General features: G+C 67.2%; 21 protein-coding genes, 3 tRNA genes, 1 other RNA gene and 2 pseudogenes. 5 read left to right on the top strand and 22 right to left on the bottom strand.

The window, feature by feature from the left end:
• Positions 1-378 precede the first annotated feature (378 nt).
• The 18 genes and pseudogenes from NVV99_RS17590 to prfB all read right to left on the bottom strand — a co-directional run bounded on the left by NVV99_RS17590 (position 379) and on the right by prfB (position 13,423).
• Positions 379-864 (bottom strand): hypothetical protein, encoded by a 486-nt coding sequence (locus NVV99_RS17590; protein ID WP_024101450.1) that lies wholly within the window; start codon positions 862-864, stop codon positions 379-381.
• A 27-nt stretch (positions 865-891) separates the two neighbouring features.
• Positions 892-1,293, bottom strand: coding sequence for a hypothetical protein (locus NVV99_RS17585; protein WP_024101451.1), 402 nt, complete (start codon positions 1,291-1,293; stop codon positions 892-894).
• A 63-nt stretch (positions 1,294-1,356) separates the two neighbouring features.
• Positions 1,357-1,653: a hypothetical protein gene (locus NVV99_RS17580; protein ID WP_144376944.1), complete on the bottom strand. Its 297-nt coding sequence runs from the start codon at positions 1,651-1,653 to the stop codon at positions 1,357-1,359.
• A 220-nt stretch (positions 1,654-1,873) separates the two neighbouring features.
• Positions 1,874-2,035: pseudogene (locus NVV99_RS17575) on the bottom strand (IS256 family transposase); the annotation flags it as partial.
• 142 nt (positions 2,036-2,177) lie between these two features.
• A tRNA-Ala gene (locus NVV99_RS17570) sits at positions 2,178-2,250 on the bottom strand.
• A gap of 73 nt (positions 2,251-2,323) precedes the next feature.
• A tRNA-Ala gene (locus NVV99_RS17565) sits at positions 2,324-2,396 on the bottom strand.
• 146 nt (positions 2,397-2,542) lie between these two features.
• Complete coding sequence (locus NVV99_RS17560) at positions 2,543-3,292, bottom strand: DsbA family protein (protein WP_006550359.1); 750 nt, start codon at positions 3,290-3,292, stop codon at positions 2,543-2,545.
• A 41-nt stretch (positions 3,293-3,333) separates the two neighbouring features.
• A complete protein-coding gene (locus NVV99_RS17555) occupies positions 3,334-3,825 on the bottom strand; it encodes a MauE/DoxX family redox-associated membrane protein (RefSeq protein WP_024101455.1) in 492 nt (163 codons plus the stop codon).
• Between the two features lie 26 nt (positions 3,826-3,851).
• Positions 3,852-5,069, bottom strand: a complete 1,218-nt coding sequence (locus tag NVV99_RS17550) for an MFS transporter (protein WP_024101456.1) — start codon at positions 5,067-5,069, stop codon at positions 3,852-3,854.
• A gap of 60 nt (positions 5,070-5,129) precedes the next feature.
• Complete coding sequence (pgm, locus tag NVV99_RS17545) at positions 5,130-6,758, bottom strand: phosphoglucomutase (alpha-D-glucose-1,6-bisphosphate-dependent) (protein WP_024101457.1); 1,629 nt, start codon at positions 6,756-6,758, stop codon at positions 5,130-5,132.
• Positions 6,759-7,168: 410 nt separating this feature from the next.
• Positions 7,169-7,537: a transfer-messenger RNA gene (gene ssrA, locus NVV99_RS17540) on the bottom strand.
• Positions 7,538-7,792: 255 nt separating this feature from the next.
• On the bottom strand, positions 7,793-8,650 hold the full coding sequence (locus tag NVV99_RS17535; RefSeq protein WP_051121498.1) for a DMT family transporter: 858 nt from the start codon (positions 8,648-8,650) through the stop codon (positions 7,793-7,795).
• On the bottom strand, positions 8,647-9,123 hold the full coding sequence (gene smpB / locus NVV99_RS17530; RefSeq protein WP_024101458.1) for an SsrA-binding protein SmpB: 477 nt from the start codon (positions 9,121-9,123) through the stop codon (positions 8,647-8,649). The genes NVV99_RS17535 and smpB overlap by 4 nt, the downstream gene beginning before the upstream one ends.
• A 69-nt stretch (positions 9,124-9,192) precedes the next feature.
• The gene (ftsX, locus tag NVV99_RS17525) at positions 9,193-10,098 is read right to left on the bottom strand and encodes a permease-like cell division protein FtsX (protein WP_006550352.1); all 906 of its coding nucleotides are present in this window, start codon (positions 10,096-10,098) and stop codon (positions 9,193-9,195) included.
• A gap of 49 nt (positions 10,099-10,147) precedes the next feature.
• Positions 10,148-10,837, bottom strand: a complete 690-nt coding sequence (gene ftsE, locus NVV99_RS17520; protein WP_006550350.1) for a cell division ATP-binding protein FtsE — start codon at positions 10,835-10,837, stop codon at positions 10,148-10,150.
• A 55-nt stretch (positions 10,838-10,892) separates the two neighbouring features.
• The gene (locus NVV99_RS17515) at positions 10,893-11,399 is read right to left on the bottom strand and encodes a hypothetical protein (RefSeq protein ID WP_024101459.1); all 507 of its coding nucleotides are present in this window, start codon (positions 11,397-11,399) and stop codon (positions 10,893-10,895) included.
• The gene (locus tag NVV99_RS17510) at positions 11,396-12,283 is read right to left on the bottom strand and encodes a mechanosensitive ion channel family protein (protein ID WP_024101460.1); all 888 of its coding nucleotides are present in this window, start codon (positions 12,281-12,283) and stop codon (positions 11,396-11,398) included. The genes NVV99_RS17515 and NVV99_RS17510 overlap by 4 nt, the downstream gene beginning before the upstream one ends.
• A gap of 21 nt (positions 12,284-12,304) precedes the next feature.
• Positions 12,305-13,423 (bottom strand): peptide chain release factor 2, encoded by a 1,119-nt coding sequence (prfB, locus tag NVV99_RS17505; RefSeq protein ID WP_260782957.1) that lies wholly within the window; start codon positions 13,421-13,423, stop codon positions 12,305-12,307.
• 145 nt (positions 13,424-13,568) lie between these two features.
• On the opposite strand from prfB, the gene hisN reads away from it, so the two are divergent.
• Positions 13,569-14,354, top strand: a complete 786-nt coding sequence (gene hisN / locus NVV99_RS17500) for a histidinol-phosphatase (protein ID WP_024101461.1) — start codon at positions 13,569-13,571, stop codon at positions 14,352-14,354.
• Positions 14,355-14,457: 103 nt separating this feature from the next.
• Here the strand turns inward: hisN and NVV99_RS17495 are convergent, their stop codons facing one another.
• Positions 14,458-14,865: a GyrI-like domain-containing protein gene (locus tag NVV99_RS17495; RefSeq protein ID WP_051424835.1), complete on the bottom strand. Its 408-nt coding sequence runs from the start codon at positions 14,863-14,865 to the stop codon at positions 14,458-14,460.
• A gap of 60 nt (positions 14,866-14,925) precedes the next feature.
• On the bottom strand, positions 14,926-15,024 hold the full coding sequence (locus NVV99_RS17490) for a MerR family DNA-binding transcriptional regulator (protein WP_242411737.1): 99 nt from the start codon (positions 15,022-15,024) through the stop codon (positions 14,926-14,928).
• A 166-nt stretch (positions 15,025-15,190) separates the two neighbouring features.
• Between NVV99_RS17490 and NVV99_RS17485 the strand changes: the two genes are divergently transcribed.
• The 3 genes from NVV99_RS17485 to NVV99_RS17475 all read left to right on the top strand — a co-directional run bounded on the left by NVV99_RS17485 (position 15,191) and on the right by NVV99_RS17475 (position 19,753).
• Positions 15,191-16,585: an acyl-CoA dehydrogenase family protein gene (locus NVV99_RS17485; RefSeq protein WP_024101462.1), complete on the top strand. Its 1,395-nt coding sequence runs from the start codon at positions 15,191-15,193 to the stop codon at positions 16,583-16,585.
• A gap of 28 nt (positions 16,586-16,613) precedes the next feature.
• Complete coding sequence (locus tag NVV99_RS17480; protein WP_019288456.1) at positions 16,614-17,828, top strand: acyl-CoA dehydrogenase family protein; 1,215 nt, start codon at positions 16,614-16,616, stop codon at positions 17,826-17,828.
• Positions 17,829-18,049: 221 nt separating this feature from the next.
• Entirely contained in the window at positions 18,050-19,753 is a 1,704-nt protein-coding gene (locus NVV99_RS17475; RefSeq protein WP_024101463.1) for an acyl-CoA synthetase, read from the top strand.
• Between the two features lie 50 nt (positions 19,754-19,803).
• Here NVV99_RS17475 and NVV99_RS17470 read toward each other — a convergent pair.
• A tRNA-Met gene (locus NVV99_RS17470) sits at positions 19,804-19,880 on the bottom strand.
• Positions 19,881-20,345: 465 nt separating this feature from the next.
• Between NVV99_RS17470 and NVV99_RS17465 the strand changes: the two genes are divergently transcribed.
• A complete protein-coding gene (locus NVV99_RS17465; protein WP_006550275.1) occupies positions 20,346-20,870 on the top strand; it encodes a transglycosylase family protein in 525 nt (174 codons plus the stop codon).
• Positions 20,871-20,965: 95 nt separating this feature from the next.
• Here NVV99_RS17465 and NVV99_RS17460 read toward each other — a convergent pair.
• A pseudogene (locus tag NVV99_RS17460) lies at positions 20,966-21,515 on the bottom strand (membrane protein); the annotation flags it as partial.

Genomic DNA, 21,515 nt, shown 5'->3' with positions numbered 1-21,515 from the left:
GCTCGGTTGGAACCACCTCTCAGCACGTCGCGTCGACGCTCCTGCGTCGCCCCTGGACGACCCACTCGACACGCCCGCAGCACCGGCCATGTGACGTCCCCCGGCTTCCCGGACGGTCGGGGTCGGGTGGCTGTGATGTCGCTGCGTTCTCGTCGAGGGGGTCAGCAGACCCGATCAGGGTCGATTGGGATGAGCCGCGAAGGCGGTCAGCGCGGCCGAAGCCGGCCGGCGGGGTAGCGTCGGACACGTCGAGGTCTTTCGGATGGATGGCGTAGGAACCTCCATCGTCGGGAGACCTCGACGTCTATCTGCGGACCGACGCGCCCGGCCGACCTACACCGTCATCTGGGAAGAGCCTGTAATGGTCGCACGGAATGCTCAGGCTGGGGAGAAGCGGTAGAAGTATTTGGTGACGTAGAGTTCGTCGACGATGGTGGTGACCATCAGGATGAGGTCGGGGCCGTCGGTGAACAGGTTGCTGTTCATGTCGAGGTCGCTGTCGGAGTACTTGCTCACCCAGGTGCCGTCCACGAGTCGCTCCACGCGGAGGTATGGCGCCACGCTGCTGACGATGCGTCCGTCCTGGTCCTCGATCGAGTCGGTCAGGACGCCCTGCTCCTTCTCGGCGGAGGTCCAGGGGACCTTGGCGCCGCCTCGCATCGAGAAGTGGACCTCGCCGTCGGAGTCGGTGATCTCGAGCGTTTCGCCTCCGGCGGGGGAGATGGTTTCCGGGGTGTAGAGTGAACGGTCGCGGAAGATGATCGCGTAGCTGCCCGAGCGGTGTCCGGCGTCCTGTTCGGAGAAGCCGGTCAATTCCCACCGGCCGAGCAGCGCTGTCGGGTCAGTCGTCTGGGGAGCGGGCATTGCCAAGTCCTCTCAGTGGGGGTCGGGTCAGGGGGCCAGCGCGGCTCGAAGCTCCATGGAGTTGTCATCGTTGAAGCGCCAGGCCTCGGCTTCGTTGCCGAGGTGGTAGGTCACGGTTGCGGACTTCGCCTCGAGGTCGCACTGGATCACCCCTGCGACAGGTTCGCCGGGTTGGTCTTCCCGGTTGTCGAGCCAAGTGTTGTTGACTACCGCTTTTAGAATCCCAAACGTCTTGGGGTGGACGTCGCCGACGTTATCCTCACGCTGAGGCCCATAAGCGGCGGCAAGGAGTTTTATTGTGTTTGACTCGTAAAAGAGGATAAAGGCAGCGTGGTCTGCGGGATATTCGGCGAGAAAATAGCGGTCGTTGGCGAGTTTCTCGACGAGAGCTTCGACTGTTTCGTTATCAACTGTCAATGTGGTTGGCATTGCTGTATCACTTTATCTTTGATCGGCTAAACGTCTGGCCTGCCTCGTTTTTGAATCTCTCGGTTATGGTTTCGGGGGGCCAAGTGAACTGTATCCAACGGTAACTTCTGATGCCCGAGAGCCATCCGGTGGGTGGCTCAAAACTATCTCACCTCGGACCACCGCCGAGGCTCGATCCTCCAGCCCGAGATCGAGTTCGTGCTGGTTAGCGTTGATTCGTTGCTTAGCAATCTCGATCGATGCCGCAAGCTCGCCGGGCGTGTGAGCCGAGCCGATGTGCGCGATCATCTGGCGCCGACCGCGGATCTTCTCCCAGATCTGCACGCCGATGGCCCCGGAGGCGGTCTTGGACTGCACCACGCACAGATCCACCACCTCCAAACTCCGCTCGATTAGTGACCCGCGCGCCACATGCTCGAACTCGTGACCTGCAGCGATCCTAACGAATTGGCTAGAAACGACGTCAACTTGTGGAACTCAGGTCTGACACGGGGTGATCCTCGCTGATGCCCTGCACCCGTTTGACGAATTCGTCGCCGGGCTGAACCTCGACCGCGTCGACACTCTCGTCGGCTCGTTCCTCAGCGTCGAGTGCGGTTTCGAGCACGGTCTTCGTCAACTGCCCGAGCAGTCCGTTCGGGCCCATCAGTTAGACGCCTTGTTCCTCGGCCTGGGCCAGTAGTTGCTGCGCCAACTCCAGCTGGTTCATCTCGTCCGCCATGGGCTCCAGTGTTTCCGTCATGGTCGATCCTTCCGCCAAGCTCGCTGCTCGGCGTGTCAGGCCGACCCGGATCACGTCAACACCGACATCCCCGAGCCGGTGACCGCAGAAACGAGCCTGCCCCGCACTCAGGCGGGGCGGGTTTCGATTTTCTCAACTTACGTGGAGCTAAGGGGACTCGAACCCCTGACCCCCACACTGCCAGTGTGGTGCGCTACCAGCTGCGCCATAGCCCCTTGCACGGCCCTGACGGGGACCGCCACCGAAGACTACAGGCGAGAGCGTGAACTCTCGCCTGTAGCGATCTTGTGGAGCTAAGGGGACTCGAACCCCTGACCCCCACACTGCCAGTGTGGTGCGCTACCAGCTGCGCCATAGCCCCGTATTCGGTTGTACCGTTGCGCTCCGGTTGACCCCTTCGCGCTGAAAGAAAACTACACCATCGCGCTCGACGCCAACAAATCGGCTGGTAGACAGCGTGACTGTGGCGGGAGCACGCACCGTGCGCAGCTCCCGCCACCGCTCCGTCTATCCGACGAGTTCGGTCACCCAGTTCTCGTCGCCGAGGGCGTCGATAACGGTCCCCTCGTACACGACAGCCGGCGTGCCGGCCGCTCCGGTCGTCGCGAGCAGACGGCGTCCCGCCTCCGCGTCGGCCGAGGCCTGATCGATCCGGGCGCCGTCGGTGATGCACTGCGCGACGTCCTCGGAAGCACCCGCGTCGCGCGCCATCTGCGCGAGACCCGCGTTGTCGATGTCACCGTCGCCACCCTCGGCCGGTTGGTTGTCGGGCGACAGCAGGGCGTCGTGGAATGCGGAGAACGCGCGGGCATCGCCGCTCTCGGCGACGCACTGCGCGGCCGCCACCGCGCGGGTCGAGTAGTCGCCGCTGCTCGACGCCCGGTCGAGGAAAGCGAGCATCCGGTACCGGATCGCCAATTGGCCGTCGTCGATCGCCTGGGCGAGCTCCTGCGAGTGCTTGTGTTCGAGTTCGGCGCAGTAGGGGCACAGCGGGTCCTCGAACAGGTCGACGGTCCGTGGGGCGTCGGGGCGGCCCAGCAGGATTGCGCCGTCGTCCTCGATCGACACTTCCACCGCGCCGTTCTGCACGGAGCCGTAACCGTCGTTGCGGGGATCGCCGCTGCCCGACGACCACAGGACACCACCGATGACGAGCGCACCGATCACCAGGATCGCGATGCCGCCGAGAATGTAGGTGACCCTGTTCGACGTCGGCTGCGGTGTGTACTTGCCGGATGAGACCTTCTTCGCGCTCACGGATGCTGCCCTCTACTGCTCGTCGGTGGGGAAGGACGATCTCACTCTGCCATCGACGGCTGAGGGGCCGCTGAGAGGGAAGCACATGAACCCGGACCGAGCGCGAACCAGGTGCGCGGCCGGACGACCAGCCATATCGACATCGCCAGGAAGCCGACGTCGCGGGCGATCTCGATCGCGTAGTCGCGGCCGTCGACGCCCTCGACCACACCTCCTCCCCCGAAGCAGCCGCAATCGATCGACAGGCCGCGCGCCCACGCCGAGGCGATCGCGGCGACGAGCGCGACCAGCCCCAAGGCGCTGACGAGCGCTGCGAAGCGCGTCGCGAGACCGACGAGCAGGACCAGGCCCAGGGCCAGTTCGAGAACGGGGAAGGCGGCGGCGAACGGCCGCACCCAGCCGGTGGGCAAAATCTGGTACGCCCGTACCGCCACGACGGTCTGCGTCGGATCCGAGAACTTCACCCAACCGGAGACGAGCCACACCGCCGCCAGACCGTATCGGGCGAGCGTGGAGACGAGACCGACCCACATGCCGGCGACAATACCGGGCGGTCGTCTCACCGCGCCGTGTCGTCGGTCACCTGTGTCGCCTGCTCGACGACCCGGGGGCGTCCGACGACGAACCACGGCAGCGTCGCCGCTAGCATGATCACACCCGTGACCGCGAAGGCCGTCGAGTAGGACAACCGGTCCGCGAGGAAGCCTGCGGCGACCGGACCGATCACCGCGCCGACATCGGCGACCATCTGGAAGGTCGCGAGCACCGGCCCGCCCCGGGCCTTGCTGCCCACGACGTCGGCGACGGCGGCCTGCTGCGAGGGATTCGACAGCCCGGACCCCATACCCGCCACGAACGAGGTGATGAGGAACCAGACGACGCTCTCGGTGAATCCCATGGCGATCGTGCTGACCCCGCACACCACCAGACCGGCCAGGACGAAGGGTCGCCGCCCGAACCGGTCGGACAGCTTGCCCGACTTGATGAGGACGAGTGCGTTGCCCACCGCGAAGGCGGTCAGCGCGACACCCGCGAACGCCTCACCCTCGTCGAGCGCCTCGACGACGAACAGAGGCACCATCGCCACGCGGACCCCGAACACCACCCAGCCGTTGGCGAAGTTCGATCCCAGCGCCGCGCGGTAGACCGGCGAGCGCAGCGCGTCGCGCAGGCGCATGACGGGCACGCCGTCCCCACTGTCGGGACGGGCGAGTTCCGACGAGCGCAGGCTGATCCCCACGACCGAGGCCGCGACGAGCAGCGCCACGGCGTAGATGAGAAAGGGTGCGCGCAGCCCCAGTCCGATAAGGGCACCGCCGAAGAGCGGGCCGAGGATGTTGCCCATGAGGAAGCTGGTCGCGTACAGGCCGGACACACGACCGCGGGCGTCCGGGGGCGCGATCCGCACGAGCAGACCGAGCGCCGACACCGTGAACATCGTCGACCCGATGCCGCCGAGGGCCCGGAAGACGAGCAGCTGCCAGTAGCTCGCCGCGAATGCGCACGCGCCCGTCGACAGGGCGACGATGAGCAGGCCCGTGATGTAGACGGGCCGCTCCCCCAACTTCTGCACCAGCGACCCGCTCGCGGGTGCGAAGAGCAGTCGCATCGCCGCGAACGACGACACGACGACCGTCGCCGCCGTCACACCGACCTCGAAGCTTCGCGCGAATTGGGGCAGCGCGGGAGCGACGAGACCGAAGCCGAGCGCGATCACGAAACTCGCGACGACCAGAACCCAGATTTCCCGCGGCAAAGCCGCATCACGTGTCCGCATGATGCCCACGATGTTAGCGAGGCGCACGACCTCGCCCGGTCGCGCGGTGGGCGAGCGGGCTCAGGACAGGACGGACGAGACGAGTTCGCGTGCCGCCTGCTGGACCTCGGCGAGATGGTCGGGGCCGCGGAACGATTCGGCGTAGATCTTGTAGACGTCCTCGGTGCCGGACGGGCGGGCGGCGAACCACGCGTTCTCGGTGGTGACCTTCAGGCCACCGATCGCGGCACCGTTGCCGGGTGCCGCAGTGAGCGTCGCGGTGATCGGTTCGCCGGCGAGCTCGGTGGCGCCGACCTGCTCGGACGACAGTTTCGACAGCACCGCCTTCTGCTCGCGCGTCGCCGGGGCGTCCACGCGCGCGTAAGCGGGGTCGCCGTACCGATCGACGAGTTCGGCATAGTAGCGGGACGGGCTCTTCTCCGTCACCGCGGTGATCTCCGCCGCGAGCAGGGCGAGGACGATGCCGTCCTTGTCGGTGGTCCACACCGAGCCGTCGCGCCGGAGGAAGGACGCACCGGCGCTCTCCTCCCCGCCGAAGCCCAGCGAACCGTCGCTCAGCCCGGGAACGAACCATTTGAAGCCCACCGGCACCTCGAGCAGGTCGCGGCCGAGGCCGGCGGCGACCCGGTCGATCATCGACGAACTCACGAGCGTCTTGCCCACCTTGCTCGACTCCGCCCAACCGGGGCGATTGCGGAACAGGTAGTCGATCGCGACGGCGAGATAGTGGTTCGGATTGAGCAGACCGGCGTCGGGGGTGACGATGCCGTGCCGGTCGGCGTCGGCGTCGTTGCCGGTCGCGAGGTCGTAGGCCTCGCGGTTGCCGATCAGCGATGCCATGGCGTTCGGCGACGAGCAGTCCATGCGGATCTTCCCGTCGGTGTCGAGCGTCATGAACCGCCAGGTGGCGTCGACGAGCGGATTGACGACGGTGAGGTCAAGGGCGTGCCGTTCGGCGATCTCGCCCCAGTAGTCGACGCTCGCACCGCCCATCGGGTCGGCGCCGATCCGTACCCCGGCAGCACGGACGACGTCGAGATCGACGATGTTCGGCAGATCGTCGATGTAGGCGGCGAGGAAGTCGTGTCGTCCGGCGGACGCGAGCGCCGACGAGAGCGGCACCCGCTTCACCCCATCGAGTCCGGCGGCGAGCAGTTCGTTGGCGCGAGCGGCGATGACCGACGTCGCGTCGCTGTCGGCCGGACCACCCGACGGGGGGTTGTACTTGAAGCCACCGTCGCGCGGAGGATTGTGCGAGGGGGTGACGACGATCCCGTCGGCGCGGGCACCGGAGCCGGAATTGTGCTGCAGGATCGCGTGACTGACGGCCGGAGTCGGGGTGTAGCGGTCGCGGGAGTCGACGACCACTTCGACGCCGTTCGCGACGAGCACTTCGAGCGCGCTCGCCCAGGCCGGTTCGGACAGGGCGTGCGTGTCGCGGCCGAAGAACAGCGGGCCCGAAGTGCCCTGCTGGGCGCGGTATTCGACGATGGCCTGGGTGGTCGCGAGGATGTGGGCTTCGTTGAACGCACCGTCGAGGCTCGAGCCGCGATGACCGGACGTGCCGAAAGCCACCTGCTGCGAGGCGTTCTCGGGATCCGGTTGCACGGTGTAGTAGGCGGTGACAAGGTGTGCGAGATCTTCGAGATCCGCCGCGGTGGCCGGCTGTCCCGCTCGTTCGTGCGCCATATGCTCTCCTCGTCGATGGTGGTGTTCTCATCTTGCCGCCGATCCGCGGCACGCGCGGGATGAGTACCCCGATCCGCGCGTCGGTACGGATACTGACGAAAAAGTCATCACGGCCATGGGACCAAAGTTTCTGACCCGAAAGTAGTATTGGCGTTCACAATTAGGTGGGCTAACTTCAGTGAACGAAATGAAGACGATGCCGGGGAGGACATTTCTTCGTTTCGCTCTCGCTGTTTCGGCGCCGTCTCCGACGTCTCCGGGACCGACAGCGACCGTGCCCGTCGTCGAGAACACTCACACTCTGAGTCTCGACGGCGGGCACTGCCGTTTCCCGAGACTGCCGATCAGGCTCACCCGGACAACAAGAAACCCGGGTAGGTGATCGATGGTCGATCACCTACCCGGGTCGATGGTGGAGCTGCCGGGAATCGAACCCGGGTCCTCCGCCGCCTCGCGAGGGCTTCTCCGTGTGCAGTTCGCTATGTCTCTACTCGGATCTCCCGTTCTCGCGAACAAGACGAGATGACGATCCCAGTCGCTGTTTGTTGTCCCGCACGTCTCCGCGACCGAGCCGTACGGTAGAGCTCTCTAGTCGATGCCAGGATCCGGGTCGAGAGCAAACCCGGGCTGACAGAGACGCGCTCGCTTAGGCAGCGAGGGCGTACTCGCGCTGAGTGGACTCGGCGCTTAATTGGTTGCAGCGACGCTTACGGTGGTCTCTTGCCTGCACCGACACGCTTCCCCTTGCTCAACGTACGCAGTCGAAACCGTTCAGCCCCGTACGCGCCTGCGACCTTCGCAGGACTACCTACTGTAACGACCCGAAGGCCCGATGTCATTCCCATTTTCGAAAACGATTCGTTGCCGGGTCATGAGCCTACTCACACCGCCGCTCACCGGCAACGGAACCGGGTCGGGGTGACCCGAGCCCGGCGTCGCCGGGTGTCACCCGTAGCGCTCCGTCCGGTGACGCGCTTTCCACGATGCCGGGTCCAGCGCCTCCAGGATTCGTGTTCTTCCCACCCCACCCCGGATCAGCCGGGCAGGCTGACGAGTGCGACGGCCAGTCCGGCTGCGAGCAGGCCGAGCAGTTTCACCCGGCTCACGCGCTCTCCGAGCACGATGACGGCGAGTAGCACCGTCACCGCCGGATACAGCGCCGCGATCACGCTCACCAGCGACAGCAGGCCGTGCTGGTAGGCGAACAGCAGTGCACCGTTCGCGATCACGTCGATCACGCCGATCCCGATCAGGATCGGCAGGAGCGACCGGATCGGCCACACCACGGTGCGCCACGAGAAGGCGATCACCAGCCAGACCACGAGGGTGGCGGTCGCGCGGGAGGCGGCGAGCGGCCACAGGCCGGTGCCGGTGCCGACCTGACCGAGGCCGATGAACGACAACGCGAAGGCGATGCCCGATCCGACCGTCCACCACGCGATCCTCGACGTGAAGCGCGGGTGTCCGACACCGGTGACGGTCTCGTCGGATTCGCGGCTGACCAGCCCCACCGCGATCACCGCGACGACGATGCCGAGATAGGCGAGCAGACCTGGCCGGTCCCCCGTCGCGATCCCGAACAGCACGGGGATTCCGGCCACGACGACAGCGGTGACCGGTGAGACGACCGACATCGGCCCGTTCGCCAGTGCGAGGTAGAACCACCAGACGGCGATGCCGCCGGCCACGCCCGCTGCGGCACCCCACGCGAGGGACGCCGCGGTGAGGTCGCCGCCGACGATCGACGCGGCGATCAGGGACACGACGAGCGAAGCCGGGTAGGTGACGGCGACGACGCCGAGTGCGCTCGCGCGACGGGAGGCGGCACCCCCGGCGAAATCGCTGAGGCCGTACCCGACCGCCGCGAGGAGCGCGAGCGCGACCGCGATCAGCGGCTCATGCCCTTCACTCGCCGGCCGAGCTCGCGGGTCACCTCACGTTCGGCGGTCCGGCGGGCGAGATCCTGACGCTTGTCGTAGTCCTGCTTGCCCTTGGCGAGCGCGAGCTCGACCTTGACCTTGCCGTCGGAGAAGTACATCGACAGCGGCACGAGGGTCTGGTTGCCCTCCCGGGTCTTGCCGACGAGCGCGTCGATCTCGCGACGGTGCAGCAGCAGCTTGCGGGTGCGGCGCGGAGCGTGGTTGGTCCACGTGCCGTGCCCGTATTCCGGAATGTGCAGACCCCGCAACCACACCTCGCCGTCGTCGACGGTCGCGAATGCGTCCACCAGGGAGGCCTTTCCCTCCCGCAGGCTCTTGACCTCGGTACCGACGAGGGCGATGCCCGCCTCGTAGGTGTCGAGGATGGTGTAGTTGTGGCGCGCCTTCCGGTTGGTCGCGATGACCTTCCGGCCCTTTTCCTTCACGTGCAGGCCTTTCCGGTCCACGATCGATCGAACAGAACACCGTCCAGCATAGGAACCTCGCACGACACCTTATTCACGCACGTACAGACGCAAGGTCACATACGAGGTGAGAGCGGCCATTCCCACGCCCACGAGGACCAGGAACGGCGAGACCAGAAGGATGTCGCTGTCGGTGATGCGGGCGACGATGTTCGCGTCGTAGACCTCGGTGAGCATGTCGTCGACGAACATGCTCTTGGCGACGAAGAGCCCGCCGATGGCGAGTGCGGCACCCACGATCGCGGCGATCACCGCTTCGAGGAGGAAGGGTAGCTGCGTGTACCAGCGGGTCGCGCCGACCAGCCGCATGATGCCGACCTCGGTGCGGCGGGTGAAGGCCGCGATCTGCACCATGTTCGCGATCAGAAGCACGGCCGCGATCGCCTGGATCGTGGCGATGGCGAACGCGCCGTTGCGGATGCCGCCGAGCACGCCGAACAGACGCTCGACGAGATCCTGCTGGTTGAGCACGCTGTCGACGCCGGGCCGGGTACCGAAATCGTCCTGGATCGCCGCGAATCGATCCGGATCGGACATCTTGATCTTGAAGGAGGCAGGGAAGCTGTCGGCACTCACGAGTTCGGCGAGTTCGGGCTGATCGGCGAAGACACGATCGGTGGCGTCGAGGACGGCGTCGTCGCGGCTCAGGTACTGGACCGACACCACGTCGTCGGTGCTCTCGAGGTCGCTGCGCAGGGTGGAGCAGAGATCCTGCTCGCACTCCGGATCGAGCGAGGAGATGTCCTCGGTCAGGAACACCTGCACCTCGACCCGGTCGAGGAAGATCCGTTCCGTCTTGCCCGCCATCTGGACCACGAGCAGCCCCGCACCGAACAGCGCGAGGGAGATCGCCGTGGTGAGGATCATCGCGATGGTCATGGTGAGGTTGCGGCGCAGGCCGGTGGTGACCTCGCTGAACAGGAAGCTGGCACGCATCGGGTGGGATTCCTTCGGTTGCCTGGTGGGGATGCTCGGGTGACGGGATCTAGCGGCCGACGCCGTAGACGCCGCGTGCCTCGTCGCGCACGACGCGTCCGAGATCGAGTTCGACGACCCGTCGCCGCATCGAGTCGACGATGTGGTGGTCGTGGGTCGCCATGAGCACCGTCGTGCCCGTGCGGTTGATGCGTTCGAGCAGCAGCATGATGTCCTGGCTGGTCTCGGGGTCGAGGTTGCCGGTCGGTTCGTCGGCCATCAGCACGAGCGGCCGGTTGACGAACGCACGCGCGATCGCGACACGCTGCTGTTCGCCGCCGGACAGTTCGGCGGGCAACCGGTCGGCTTTGCCGGACAGTCCCACCAGGTCGAGAACCTCCGGCACCGTCCGTTCGATCACTCCGCGCGGCTTACCGATCACCTCGAGAGCGAACGAGATGTTCTCGGCGACCGTCTTGCGCTGGAGCAACCGGAAGTCCTGGAAGACGCATCCGAGATTCTGACGCAGCTTCGGTACGCGACGCGCCGGCAGCCGGTTGACGTGGAAATCGGCCACGTGGATGTCGCCGGTGGTGGGCTTCTCCTCTCGCAGGAGCAACCGGAGGAAGGTCGACTTCCCGGATCCGGAGGGACCGATGAGAAAGACGAACTCGCCCTTCTCGACGTGCACCGAGACCCCTTCGAGCGCGGGACGCGTGGACGTCTTGTAGGACTTGGACACATTCTCCAGCCGGATCACGTGGACATGCTAACCGTTACCGGACGGTGACCTACGGCACCGGCTCGTCGGTGCTCTACGACGACGGAGCGTCGGTGTCCTCGGTCACCGTCGGATCCTGCTGGTCGTTCGGTCCGGGGATCGTGGGCAGGTCGAACGGGAACTGCCTGTTCGTCGTGGTGGGGGGCGCTGTCGTCGTGGCATCCTGCGGCGGCGTCCCGCCCTGTTCCCTGCCCGGCACGCCGGTCGCCGTCGTCGGCGGGAAGGTCGACGAGGTCGTCGGCGGATAGGGCGTGTCGGTGGTCTCCGGCACGGACTTCTCCTGCGGGGCGGTGGTCGCCGGCGGCACGTACGGCACGTAGGGCGTCTCGGAGATGATCACGGCGGTCGACGGCGCATCGGGGGTGTCCTCGGGCTGGTTGAGGAACAGGTAGGTCACCCACAGCGCAAGCCACAGGGTGCACAACGCGAAGGTCGTGGTCCTGATCCGCCCACCGAGGAGGTGCGACGGGATGCGCCTGCGGTGCTTCTCCTCCGGCTCGGTGGCCGCGCCCCCACCCGACGTCCCTCCACCCGGTGTCACTGTGCCTCCACTCGATCGACCACGCTGGCGGTGTCGAGCTGGGGCGTGACGGTGATGCCCTGTTCACGCAGTGCTCGCGCGATCCGCGCACGCAGCAGACGGCCCACCTGGAACTGCTTGCCGGGCAGCGTGCGCGCGACCATGCGGACGCTGAGCTGATCCACCTCGAGGCTCTCGACACCCATCACACTCGGTTCGTCGAGCAACAGCTCCCGCAGGCGGGGTTCCTTGTATGCGGCGACACCCAGTTCGCGCAGCATCTCGGTGACGTCGGCGATGTCGGCGGTCACCGGGATCGGCACGTCCACCACGGCGCGCGCCCAGTCCTTCGACAGGTTGACGGCCTTGTTGATCTGCCCGTTGGGGACGGTGATGACCTCACCCGCCGTGCTACGCACCCGGGTGACGCGCAACGTGACGTCCTCGACGGTGCCGATCGCGTCCTCGGACGCACCGGTCACGGAGATCTGCACGGTGTCGCCGAAGCCGTACTGCCGTTCGGTGATGATGAAGAACCCCGCGAGGATGTCCTGCACGATGCGCTGGGCACCGAAGCCGAGCGCCGCGCCGAGCACGGTCGCCGGCGCGACCAGGCTGCCGATGGGCAGCTGCAGATAGTCGAACACCTTCAGGGTCGCAACGATGTACACGAACGAGATCGCCATCCACGTGACCACCTGGGCGACCGAATGGCGATGCTTCGTCGCCTCGGACCGCACGAGGTCGTCGGACTGCGTGTAGCGCTCGTCGATGCGCCGCGTGATGCGGCTGCCGATCCAGGAGACGAACCGGGCGATCAGAACCGCACCCAGAATCGTGAGTGCGATCAGCAGCCCGCTCGTCGACAACCAGTCGAGCAGTCTAGCTCCGGGAAGAAACGGCACAGGCCCCTCTCCTGTTTCCGATCACGATTTCTGCTCTTCTCGCATACGCCAGCGGATGCCCGATTCGAGGAATCCGTCGATGTCGCCGTCGAGCACCGCCGAGGGGTTGTTGACCTCGTACTCGGTGCGCAGGTCCTTGACCATCTGGTAGGGATGCAGCACGTACGAGCGCATCTGGTTGCCCCACGAACTGCCGCCGTCGCCCTTGAGCGCATCCATCTCGGCGCGCTCCTCCTGGCGCTTGCGCTCGAGGAGCTTGGCCTGCAGGACACGCATGGCCGCGACCTTGTTCTGCAACTGCGACTTCTCGTTCTGACAGGTGACGACGATGCCGGTCGGGATATGCGTCAGGCGCACGGCGGAGTCGGTGGTGTTGACCGACTGGCCTCCCGGGCCGGACGAGCGGTAGACGTCGACGCGGACGTCGTTCTCGTCGATGTCGATGTGGTCGGTGGTCTCGACGACGGGCAGCACCTCGACCTCGGCGAAGGAGGTCTGGCGGCGGCCCTGGTTGTCGAAGGGGCTGATGCGGACGAGACGGTGCGTGCCCATCTCGACCGACAGGGTCCCGTAGGTGTAGGGCGCCTTGACGGCGAAGGTGGCGGACTTGATGCCGGCCTCTTCCGCGTAGGAGGTGTCGTAGACCTCGACGCCGTAGCCGTGCTTGTCGGCCCAGCGGATATACATACGCATGAGCATCTCGGCCCAGTCGGCGGCGTCGACGCCACCGGCGCCCGCGCGGATGTTGACGAGCGCGTCGCGCTGGTCGTACTCGCCGGACAGCAGCGTGCGCACCTCCATCGCCTCGATGTCGGCGCGCAGGCTCTCGCGTTCGGCCTCGGCGTCGGCCAGGGCGGCGGTGCGGGCCTCACCCTCCTCGCCCTCGGCGAGCTCGTACAGAACCGGGAGATCCTCGAGCCGCTGGCGCAGGCCCTCGACCCGGCGCAGCTCACCCTGTGCGTGCGACAGTTCGCTGGTGACCTTCTGGGCGTGGTCCTGGTCGTTCCACAGCTCGGGGTCGGCGGCCTGGTGTTCGAGTTCGTCGATGCGCCGTCGCAGCTCCTCGACGTCGAGGACCGACTCCACGGTACAGAGGGTCGTGTCGAGCTCGGTCAGGGCTGCGGAAACATCGGGATGCACGATTCAACAGGTTACCGGAGCGACGAACCGGCCCGCCGTGGGCAGCGATCGACACGGCAGGGCCCGGTCGGGTCGAGCACCGCGCCGACCCCGGAGTGGACGGCAAGCTGCTCGGCCCCGGACGACGGCGGCTAGCGTTTCCGCCATGACCACCGACTACACCGCCGACCTGGACCTCGCACTCCGACTCGCCGACGCGTCCGACGCCATCACCCGCGACCGCTTCGGTGCGCTGGACCTGAAGGTGGACGACAAGCCGGACCTGAGTCCGGTTTCCGACGCCGACCTCGCCGTCGAGCGCGCCATCCGCGAGATGCTCGGCGAGCAGCGACCGGACGACGCGGTGCTCGGCGAGGAGTTCGGTGGCGACGCGGTCTTCCGCGGGCGGCAGTGGGTCGTCGATCCGATCGACGGCACGAAGAACTTCGTGCGTGGCGTACCGGTCTGGGCGAGCCTGATCTCGCTCCTCGAGGACGGTGTGCCCGTCGTGGGCGTGGTCAGCGCCCCGGCACTGAACCGTCGGTGGTGGGCGGCCGCGGACGGCGGCGCCTGGGTGTCGCACGACGGTGCCGAGCCCCGGCGCATCTCGGTGTCGGAGGTGACCGACCTCGCGTCGGCGTCGTTGAGCTTCTCGAGCCTGAGCGGCTGGCACGAGCGCGGCATCCGTGATCGTTTCGTCGCCCTGACCGACGACGTGTGGCGGGTGCGCGCCTACGGCGACTTCTTCTCCTACTGCCTGCTCGCCGAGGGCGCCCTCGAGATCGCGCTCGAACCCGAGGTTTCGCTGTGGGATCTGGCCGCGCTCGACGTGCTGGTGCGCGAGGCAGGTGGACGGTTCACGAACCTCGAGGGTGCGGACGGTCCGCACGGCGGCAGTGCGATCGCGACCAACGGCACGCTGCACGACGAGGTGCTCGGTCGACTGAAGTGAGTGGCCGGCCCCACGCACGGATGGTCACGCGTGGGGCCGGGTTCGTCAGCGGACCGGGAGATGCACAGCGGTCTCGAGGTCGGCTTCGTTCGTGACGCCCGGATCATCGAGATAGACGTTGAAGTGGTGGGTGGCCACGTCGTCGTCGACCCGGGGCCGCGGACAGGCCGTGTTCGGTCAGGAATTCGGCGATCGCCTCGTGGGCACGCGGGATCGATTCGGCGTACGGCCCGGTCACGGTGGCGACGACCGCCCGGCGTGAGGGGAACTCGTGGACCGTCAGCGGCTCGCGGGCCGTGGTTCCCGGCGCCACCGGCAGGAACACCGATTCGTCGACGTCCGACTCACGGAACTCGCCGTCGTGTTCGATGCATCCGCCGGGTCCGGTCGGGACGATGCCCTGCTCCTGCAGGGCGGGCATGAAGCGTTGCCACAGTTCACCTTCCGGCGAGTAGTCGGCGACGGTGCCGCGGAGGCAGACGTACGTCTGCGGCGGAATCTCGCGCGGCATCGGCGGTCTGCTCGGGGAGGTATCGGCGGTAACCGCTGACCTCGTCGACCACGGCGGGGATCAGCACTCCTGCGAGTCGTAGTGCCGCAGCATCCGCACGCTGATCCGGGTCAGGGACGAGAACTCTCCGATGGACATCAACCTGGTGGTGTCGGCCATGGCGCCGAGTCTGCGACCTCACACGGTGTGAGAGTCAACTCGTGCTCGCGACACAGCGGACGATGCTGGGCGACACGCGTCCACCGCGGAACTTACTGCGCGGTAGACAGTGACCTTACTCAGAAGTAAGATCGGGAGTGTCCGCTGCCGCATCGAGAGACTTCTGGTGATCATGAGCAAGCAAGACAGCGTGGGCCGCCACACGCCTCGCGACACGTCCGCCGTCGGCCTCAATCCGATCAAACGCGACGCCATGGGTGCTGCCATGCGCGTGCTCACCCGGATCACGGGTTCCGAACTGGCCGACCGGTACAAGATCCGCGAGACGATCGACCGGATCACGTACCAGTCCACGAAGACCGGCTTCAAGACCCTCGGCGCCGCCACGCGCACCTTCAAGAAGATGTCCGGCGGCGCGAGCGGCCCGCAGCGTCTCACCACCGCGAAGAACGCCGACTTCTTCGATCTCACCCCGACCGACGATCAGCAGATGATCACGGAGACGGTGCGTGAGTTCGCCGCCGAGATCCTGCGCCCCGCCGCGCACGACGCCGACGAGGCCGCCGCGGCCCCGGCCGATCTGCTCGCGCGCGCAGCCGAACTCGGCATCACCATGGTCAACGTACCCGAGGCGTTCGACGGCGCCGCCGACGAGCGCGGCGTGGTCACCAACGTGCTGGTCGCCGAGGCCCTCGCGCACGGCGACATGGGCCTGGCCCTGCCGATCCTCGCGCCGAGCGGTGTGGCCGTGGCGCTCACACAGTGGGGCACCGAGGACCAACAGAAGACCTACCTGCCGGCCTTCGCCGGCGACGATGTCCCCCAGGCGTCGGTCGTCGTCGCCGAGCCGCGCGCCCTGTTCGATCCCTTCGCGTTGCAGACCAAGGCGGTGCGCTCCCCCAGCGGCTACCGGCTCAACGGCGTGAAGTCGTTCGTCCCGGCGGCGGGCAGCGCCGAACTGTTCGTCGTGGCAGCCGAACTCGACGGTAAGCCGTCCCTCTTCCTCGTCGAGGCGAAGAGCAAGGGCGTCGTGATCGAGGCCGATCCGGGTATGGGCCTGCGCGCCGCCGGACTGGGCCGCCTTCTGCTCGAGGACGTCGCGGTGCCGGAATCGGCACGTCTCGGCGACGACGACGCCGACGTCCGCGCCGAGCAGTACGCCGACGCCGTGCGCCTGTCGCGCCTGGGCTGGGCAGCTCTGGCGATGGGCACCGGTCAGGCCGTGCTCGACTACGTGGTCCCCTACGTCAACGAGCGCGAGGCGTTCGGCGAGCCCATCAGCCACCGGCAGGCGGTGGCGTTCATGGTGGCCAACATCAAGATCGAGCTCGACGGTCTACGTCTGGTCACCCTGCGCGGTGCGTCGCGGGCCGAGCAGGGCCTGTCGTTCGCTCGCGAGGCGGCCCTGGCCCGCAAGCTCGCCACCGACAAGGGCATGCAGTTCGGCCTCGACGGCGTCCAGCTGCTCGGCGGCCACGGCTACACCAAGGAACACCCCGTCGAACGTTGGTACCGCGACCTGCGAGCAATCGGAGTCGCCGAGGGCGTCGTCCTCGTCTGATCGGCCCGACCCGAACAAGGAACCTGTGATGATCAATCTCGAACTTCCCCGGAAGCTCAAGGCTTCCGCGAACCAGGCCCATCAGGTCGCCGCGCAGATTTTCCGGCCGATCTCCCGCAAGTACGACCTCGCCGAGCACGAGTACCCCATCGAACTCGACACCATGGCCGCGATGGTCGAAGGGCTCAACGACTCCGGCCAGGGCGCGGCGGGTGCCGCGCTCGGCCGCGACAGCAAGGCCAAGCAGGACGGCCCCGCCGGAAATGCCAACGGCGGCAACATGGCCGGACTCCTCAATGTCATCGAGACGTGCTGGGGCGACGTCGGCCTGACCCTGTCGATCCCCTACCAGGGCCTGGGCAATTCCGCGATCGCCGCGGTGGCCACCGACGAGCAGCTCGAACGCTTCGGCAAGGTGTGGGCCTCCATGGCAATCACCGAGCCCGGTTTCGGATCCGATTCGGCGGCCGTGACGACCACGGCCGTGCTCGACGGCGACGAGTGGGTCCTCAACGGCGAGAAGATCTTCGTCACCGCCGGTGAGCGTTCCACGCACATCGTCGTGTGGGCGTCCGTCGACAGGTCGAAGGGCCGCGCCGCGATCAAGTCGTTCGTCGTGCCGCGCGAGGCTCCCGGACTCTCGGTCGCGCGTCTCGAGAAGAAGCTCGGCATCAAGGCATCCGACACCGCGGTGCTCGTGCTCGACAACTGCCGCATCCCGAAGGACAACATCCTCGGCTCCCCGGAGGTGAACACCGAGAAGGGGTTCGCCGGGGTCATGCAGACCTTCGACAACACGCGTCCGATCGTGGCCGGCATGGCCGTGGGTCTCGGTCGTGCGGTACTCGAGGAACTGCGCACGATCCTGAAGGAGGCGGGCGTCGAGGTCTCCTACGACATCCCCGCGAACAACCAGCATGCCGCGGCCGCCGAGTTCCTCGCGCTCGAGGCCGACTGGGAGGCTGCCTACCTGCTCGCGCTGCGCGCGACGTGGATGGCCGACAACAAGAAGCCCAACTCCCTCGAGGCGTCGGTGTCGAAGGCGAAGGCCGGCCGCACCGGCACCGCGGTCTCGCTCAAGGCCGTCGAACTCGCCGGAACCTACGGGTATTCGCAGCGGCCGCTGCTCGAGAAGTGGGCACGCGATTCCAAGATTCTCGACATCTTCGAGGGCACCCAGCAGATCCAGCAGCTCATCGTCGCTCGGCGGGTGCTCGGAAAGTCGTCCTCCGAACTGAAATAACGCTCGGGGCATGGGGTCCGTCCGCGGGCGCCGGAAGGATGGGACCGGTGTCTGCGCACGGTACCGGACGTGTCGGAGGATCCATCGGGGTAGAGCCCTCGCCGCAGGTACGGCGAGGGCTCTACCCGTTCCAGGAAGATCATCCGTGGAAGATTGCCTGGAATGTGAGCTACGTCACGGCTACTGTGTGTGCTGACGCCGACACACAGCTAGGGGGACGGATGCTCGGTCAGGACATTCTCGGCAGGATCACGAGTGGGCGGATCACGCTCGACGACACGATCGGCCAGGTCAAGGACACCATCGGATCACTCGCGGTACTCCATCGCGCAGGTCTGCTGCACTTTCCGCGCGTGGACCACAGCATCGGGACGATCATGGCGGCCAACAAGTACGGCCCCTTCGCCGGCGCCGTGCACGCACAGGCCGAACGCGGTCTCGACGCCGTCGCCCTGATCGACGAGGCCGGCGATGTCACCTACAAGGAACTCGAGGCCCGCTCCAATGCCCTCGTGCGTGCGTGGCAACGCGCCGGGGTGGAGCCGGGATCGGTCATGGGCATCATGGCCCGGAATCACCGCGGTCTCGTGTTGACGATGCTCGCCACCGCCAAGCTCGGTGTGCGACTGGTGATGATGAACACCGGTTTCGCGCCGCGGCAACTCGTCGATGTCGCAGCGCGCGAACAGGTCTCGACGTTCGTCTTCGACAGCGAATTCGCTGAGGTCGCAGCCGCGCTCCCCGACGACGTGCGCCGGTACGTCTCCTGGGCGGACGACGAGGTCCCCGGCATCCCGACGCTGGAGCAGTCGATCGAAGGGCTGGACGGCTCGTCCCTGCCCGCGCCGGAGGTCTTCGGTGGATTCGTATTGCTCACCAGCGGCACCACCGGCACCCCGAAGGGCGCGCCGCGCGGCCGCACGTCACCGTTCGCGTCGGTCCAGTTCCTCGATCGGGTTCCGCTGCGCCCCGGGCAGACGATGCTCATGGCCGCCCCAGCCTTCCACGGCACCGGCGTCTCGCAGTTCGCGCTCGCCCTCGCACTGGGTCAGACCGTGGTGATGATGCGGCGCTTCTCCCCCGTCGACACCTTGGGCCTCGTCGAGCAGCACGGAGCGATCGTGCTGGTGGTGGTCCCGACGATGCTGCAGCGGATCCTCGACCTCGGACCGGAGAAGATCGCCGAGTACGACACCTCGAGCCTGAAGATCGTCTTCTCCGCGGGTTCGTCGCTCTCGCCCGACGTGTGTCGCCGGACGACGGAGGCGTTCGGACACGTGCTCTACAACCTGTACGGCTCCACCGAATGCGCCGTCGCGACGGTCGCGACCCCCGACGACATCCGGCAGGCCCCCGGCACGGCCGGTCGCCCTCCCGTGACGTGTCGGGTGGTGCTGTTCGACGACGACGGCAACCGCATCACCGAGCCGCACGTCCCCGGCCGCATCTTCGTCTCGAGCGGCCTGTCCTTCGCCGGTTACACCGACGGTCGCGACAAGGAACGCATCGACGGGTTGCTGTCGATCGGCGACATCGGGCACTGGGACGAGAACGGCCTGCTCTTCGTCAACGGTCGCGACGACGACATGGTCGTCTCCGGCGGCGAGAACGTCTATCCGCTCGAGGTCGAGAACCTGCTCGCCGAGCGGGAGGACATACTCGACGCCGCCGTGGTGGGTGTCCCCGATCCCGAGTTCGGGCAGCGGCTGCGAGCCTTCGTGGTTCCCTCCCCCGACTCCTCCCGCAACGCCGAGGACATCAAGGCGTTCGTGAAGTCGAATCTCGCCCGGTACAAGGTTCCGCGCGAGGTGGTTTTCCTCGACGAGCTGCCGCGCAACGCCACCGGGAAGCTGCTGCGCCGGGTGCTGGTGGAGATGGATCTGCCCGAGGATCCCGAGAAGGGGTACACCACCGCTCGGGGGTGACCCCCTCGAACGAACGAAGGCCGGTCGTCCGAGACGACCGGCCTTCGTGGTGGTAGCGGGGACAGGATTTGAACCTGCGACCTCTGGGTTATGAGCCCAGCGAGCTACCGAGCTGCTCCACCCCGCGTTGCATGAACGAACCTACACGAGCACGGAAACGGAATGCAAATCGCCTCGTCGGACGCGGATGGGCCTCGACGACAACCGAAATCGCAACCCCGAGGTGTCTCGGTTCACATTTCCACCATGACTATCGCCACATAACGGCGGTGTAACGATCTTGCATCGACCCCCGTTATCACCTTCCTGAGCTGCGAAGACTCAATCGTCCCATCCCATCAGGTGGACAAACACCTCTCCCGGCGGGGGATGACGCGCCGCGGAGCGCTTTGTACTGTCGGTCCCGGCTCGAAACAGCCGAGCCACCACCGGCCCGTCGCCGCCAGTCTGCCCCGCGGGATCCGGTGCCTACGAAGACCCGAGGGGCAGGGACGCAACCGACGTGGTCCCCGATCCGGACGGAGACATTTCTCCGTCGACCGAGATCGACGAGGGCCGTCGCGCTCCGCGAGCGCGGGAAGGACTCCACAGAATGACCAACTTCAGCACGCGTGCATTCCGCACTGCCGTCGTCACCGGTGCACTCGCCGCGGTTCCGTTCGCGCTCGCCACCGGCACCGCGTCCGCCGCCCAGCACAACTGGGACGGCGTCGCCCAGTGCGAGAGCGGTGGCAACTGGGCCATCAACACCGGCAACGGCTACTACGGCGGCCTGCAGTTCTCGCAGAGCACCTGGGAGGCCAACGGCGGCAGCGGCCGCGCGGACCAAGCCTCGAAGGCGGAGCAGATCCGTGTCGCCGAGAACGTCCTGCAGACGCAGGGCCCCGGCGCGTGGCCCGTCTGCGGTCAGTACCTGACAACCGAATCCGCGCCGGCTCCCGCCGCACCCGAGGCGCCCGCACCGGCACCCGAGGCTCCGGCACCCGCGGCTCCGGCCGCCCCCGAGTTGCCGGCCGAGGTCACCCAGGCCGTCGACACCGCGAACCAGCTCGCCCAGCAGTACGGCTTCGGCGCCGAGTTCGCGCAGATCGTCGATATCACGCTGGCCGGTCGCTGACGCAGACCGTCTCTGCGAACACGACGAAGGCCCGCGGTGCGAACCGCGGGCCTTCGTCGTGTCGGTTTCCGTTACCGGATCAGCCGCCGGTGGATTCAGCCGCCAGTGGATTCGTAGGCATCGACGGCTTGCTGCACCCGCCGCAGCGCCCGTCCGTAGGCTTCGAAATCGCCGCTGGTCTGCGCGTTGGCCAGCTCCGCGAGTGCCGAATCGAGCTCCGCGACCGCGGCATCGCGATTCGCGGGAGTCGTCGGCGCCGGCGAGGCGGGCTGCTGTTGCTGCTGATCGGAAGGCTGGTTCTCGTCCGTGGTGCCCTCGATCACCTCGCCCCGCGTCTCGTCCTCCACCTCGGCGGTGGGCAGCGCCTCGCCACCGGGAGCGGTGGCCGCGTCGCCGACGCCGGGACCGAACACCTGGTCGAGCGCACCGGCGAGAGTCGGTGCGTAACCGATCCGGACGCCACCGCTGGCACCCGGCTCCCGGTAGCTGACGAGCACGCGCGACAGCTGCGGGAAGGTCGACGTGCTACCCGCCGTCGCGTTGCGCTCGGTGTACATCGGCTGGACGTACAGGATGCCGCCGTCCGCGATGGGCAGGGTGAGCAGGTTGCCGTATTGGATCCGGTTGGACCGTTCGAGCAGGGTC

This window comes from Rhodococcus sp. PAE-6, from assembly GCF_025290685.1.
GTDB lineage: Bacteria > Actinomycetota > Actinomycetes > Mycobacteriales > Mycobacteriaceae > Rhodococcus > Rhodococcus pyridinivorans.
Note: the sequence above shows the minus strand (reverse complement) of the source record. Positions and strands in the feature narration are given on the sequence as shown.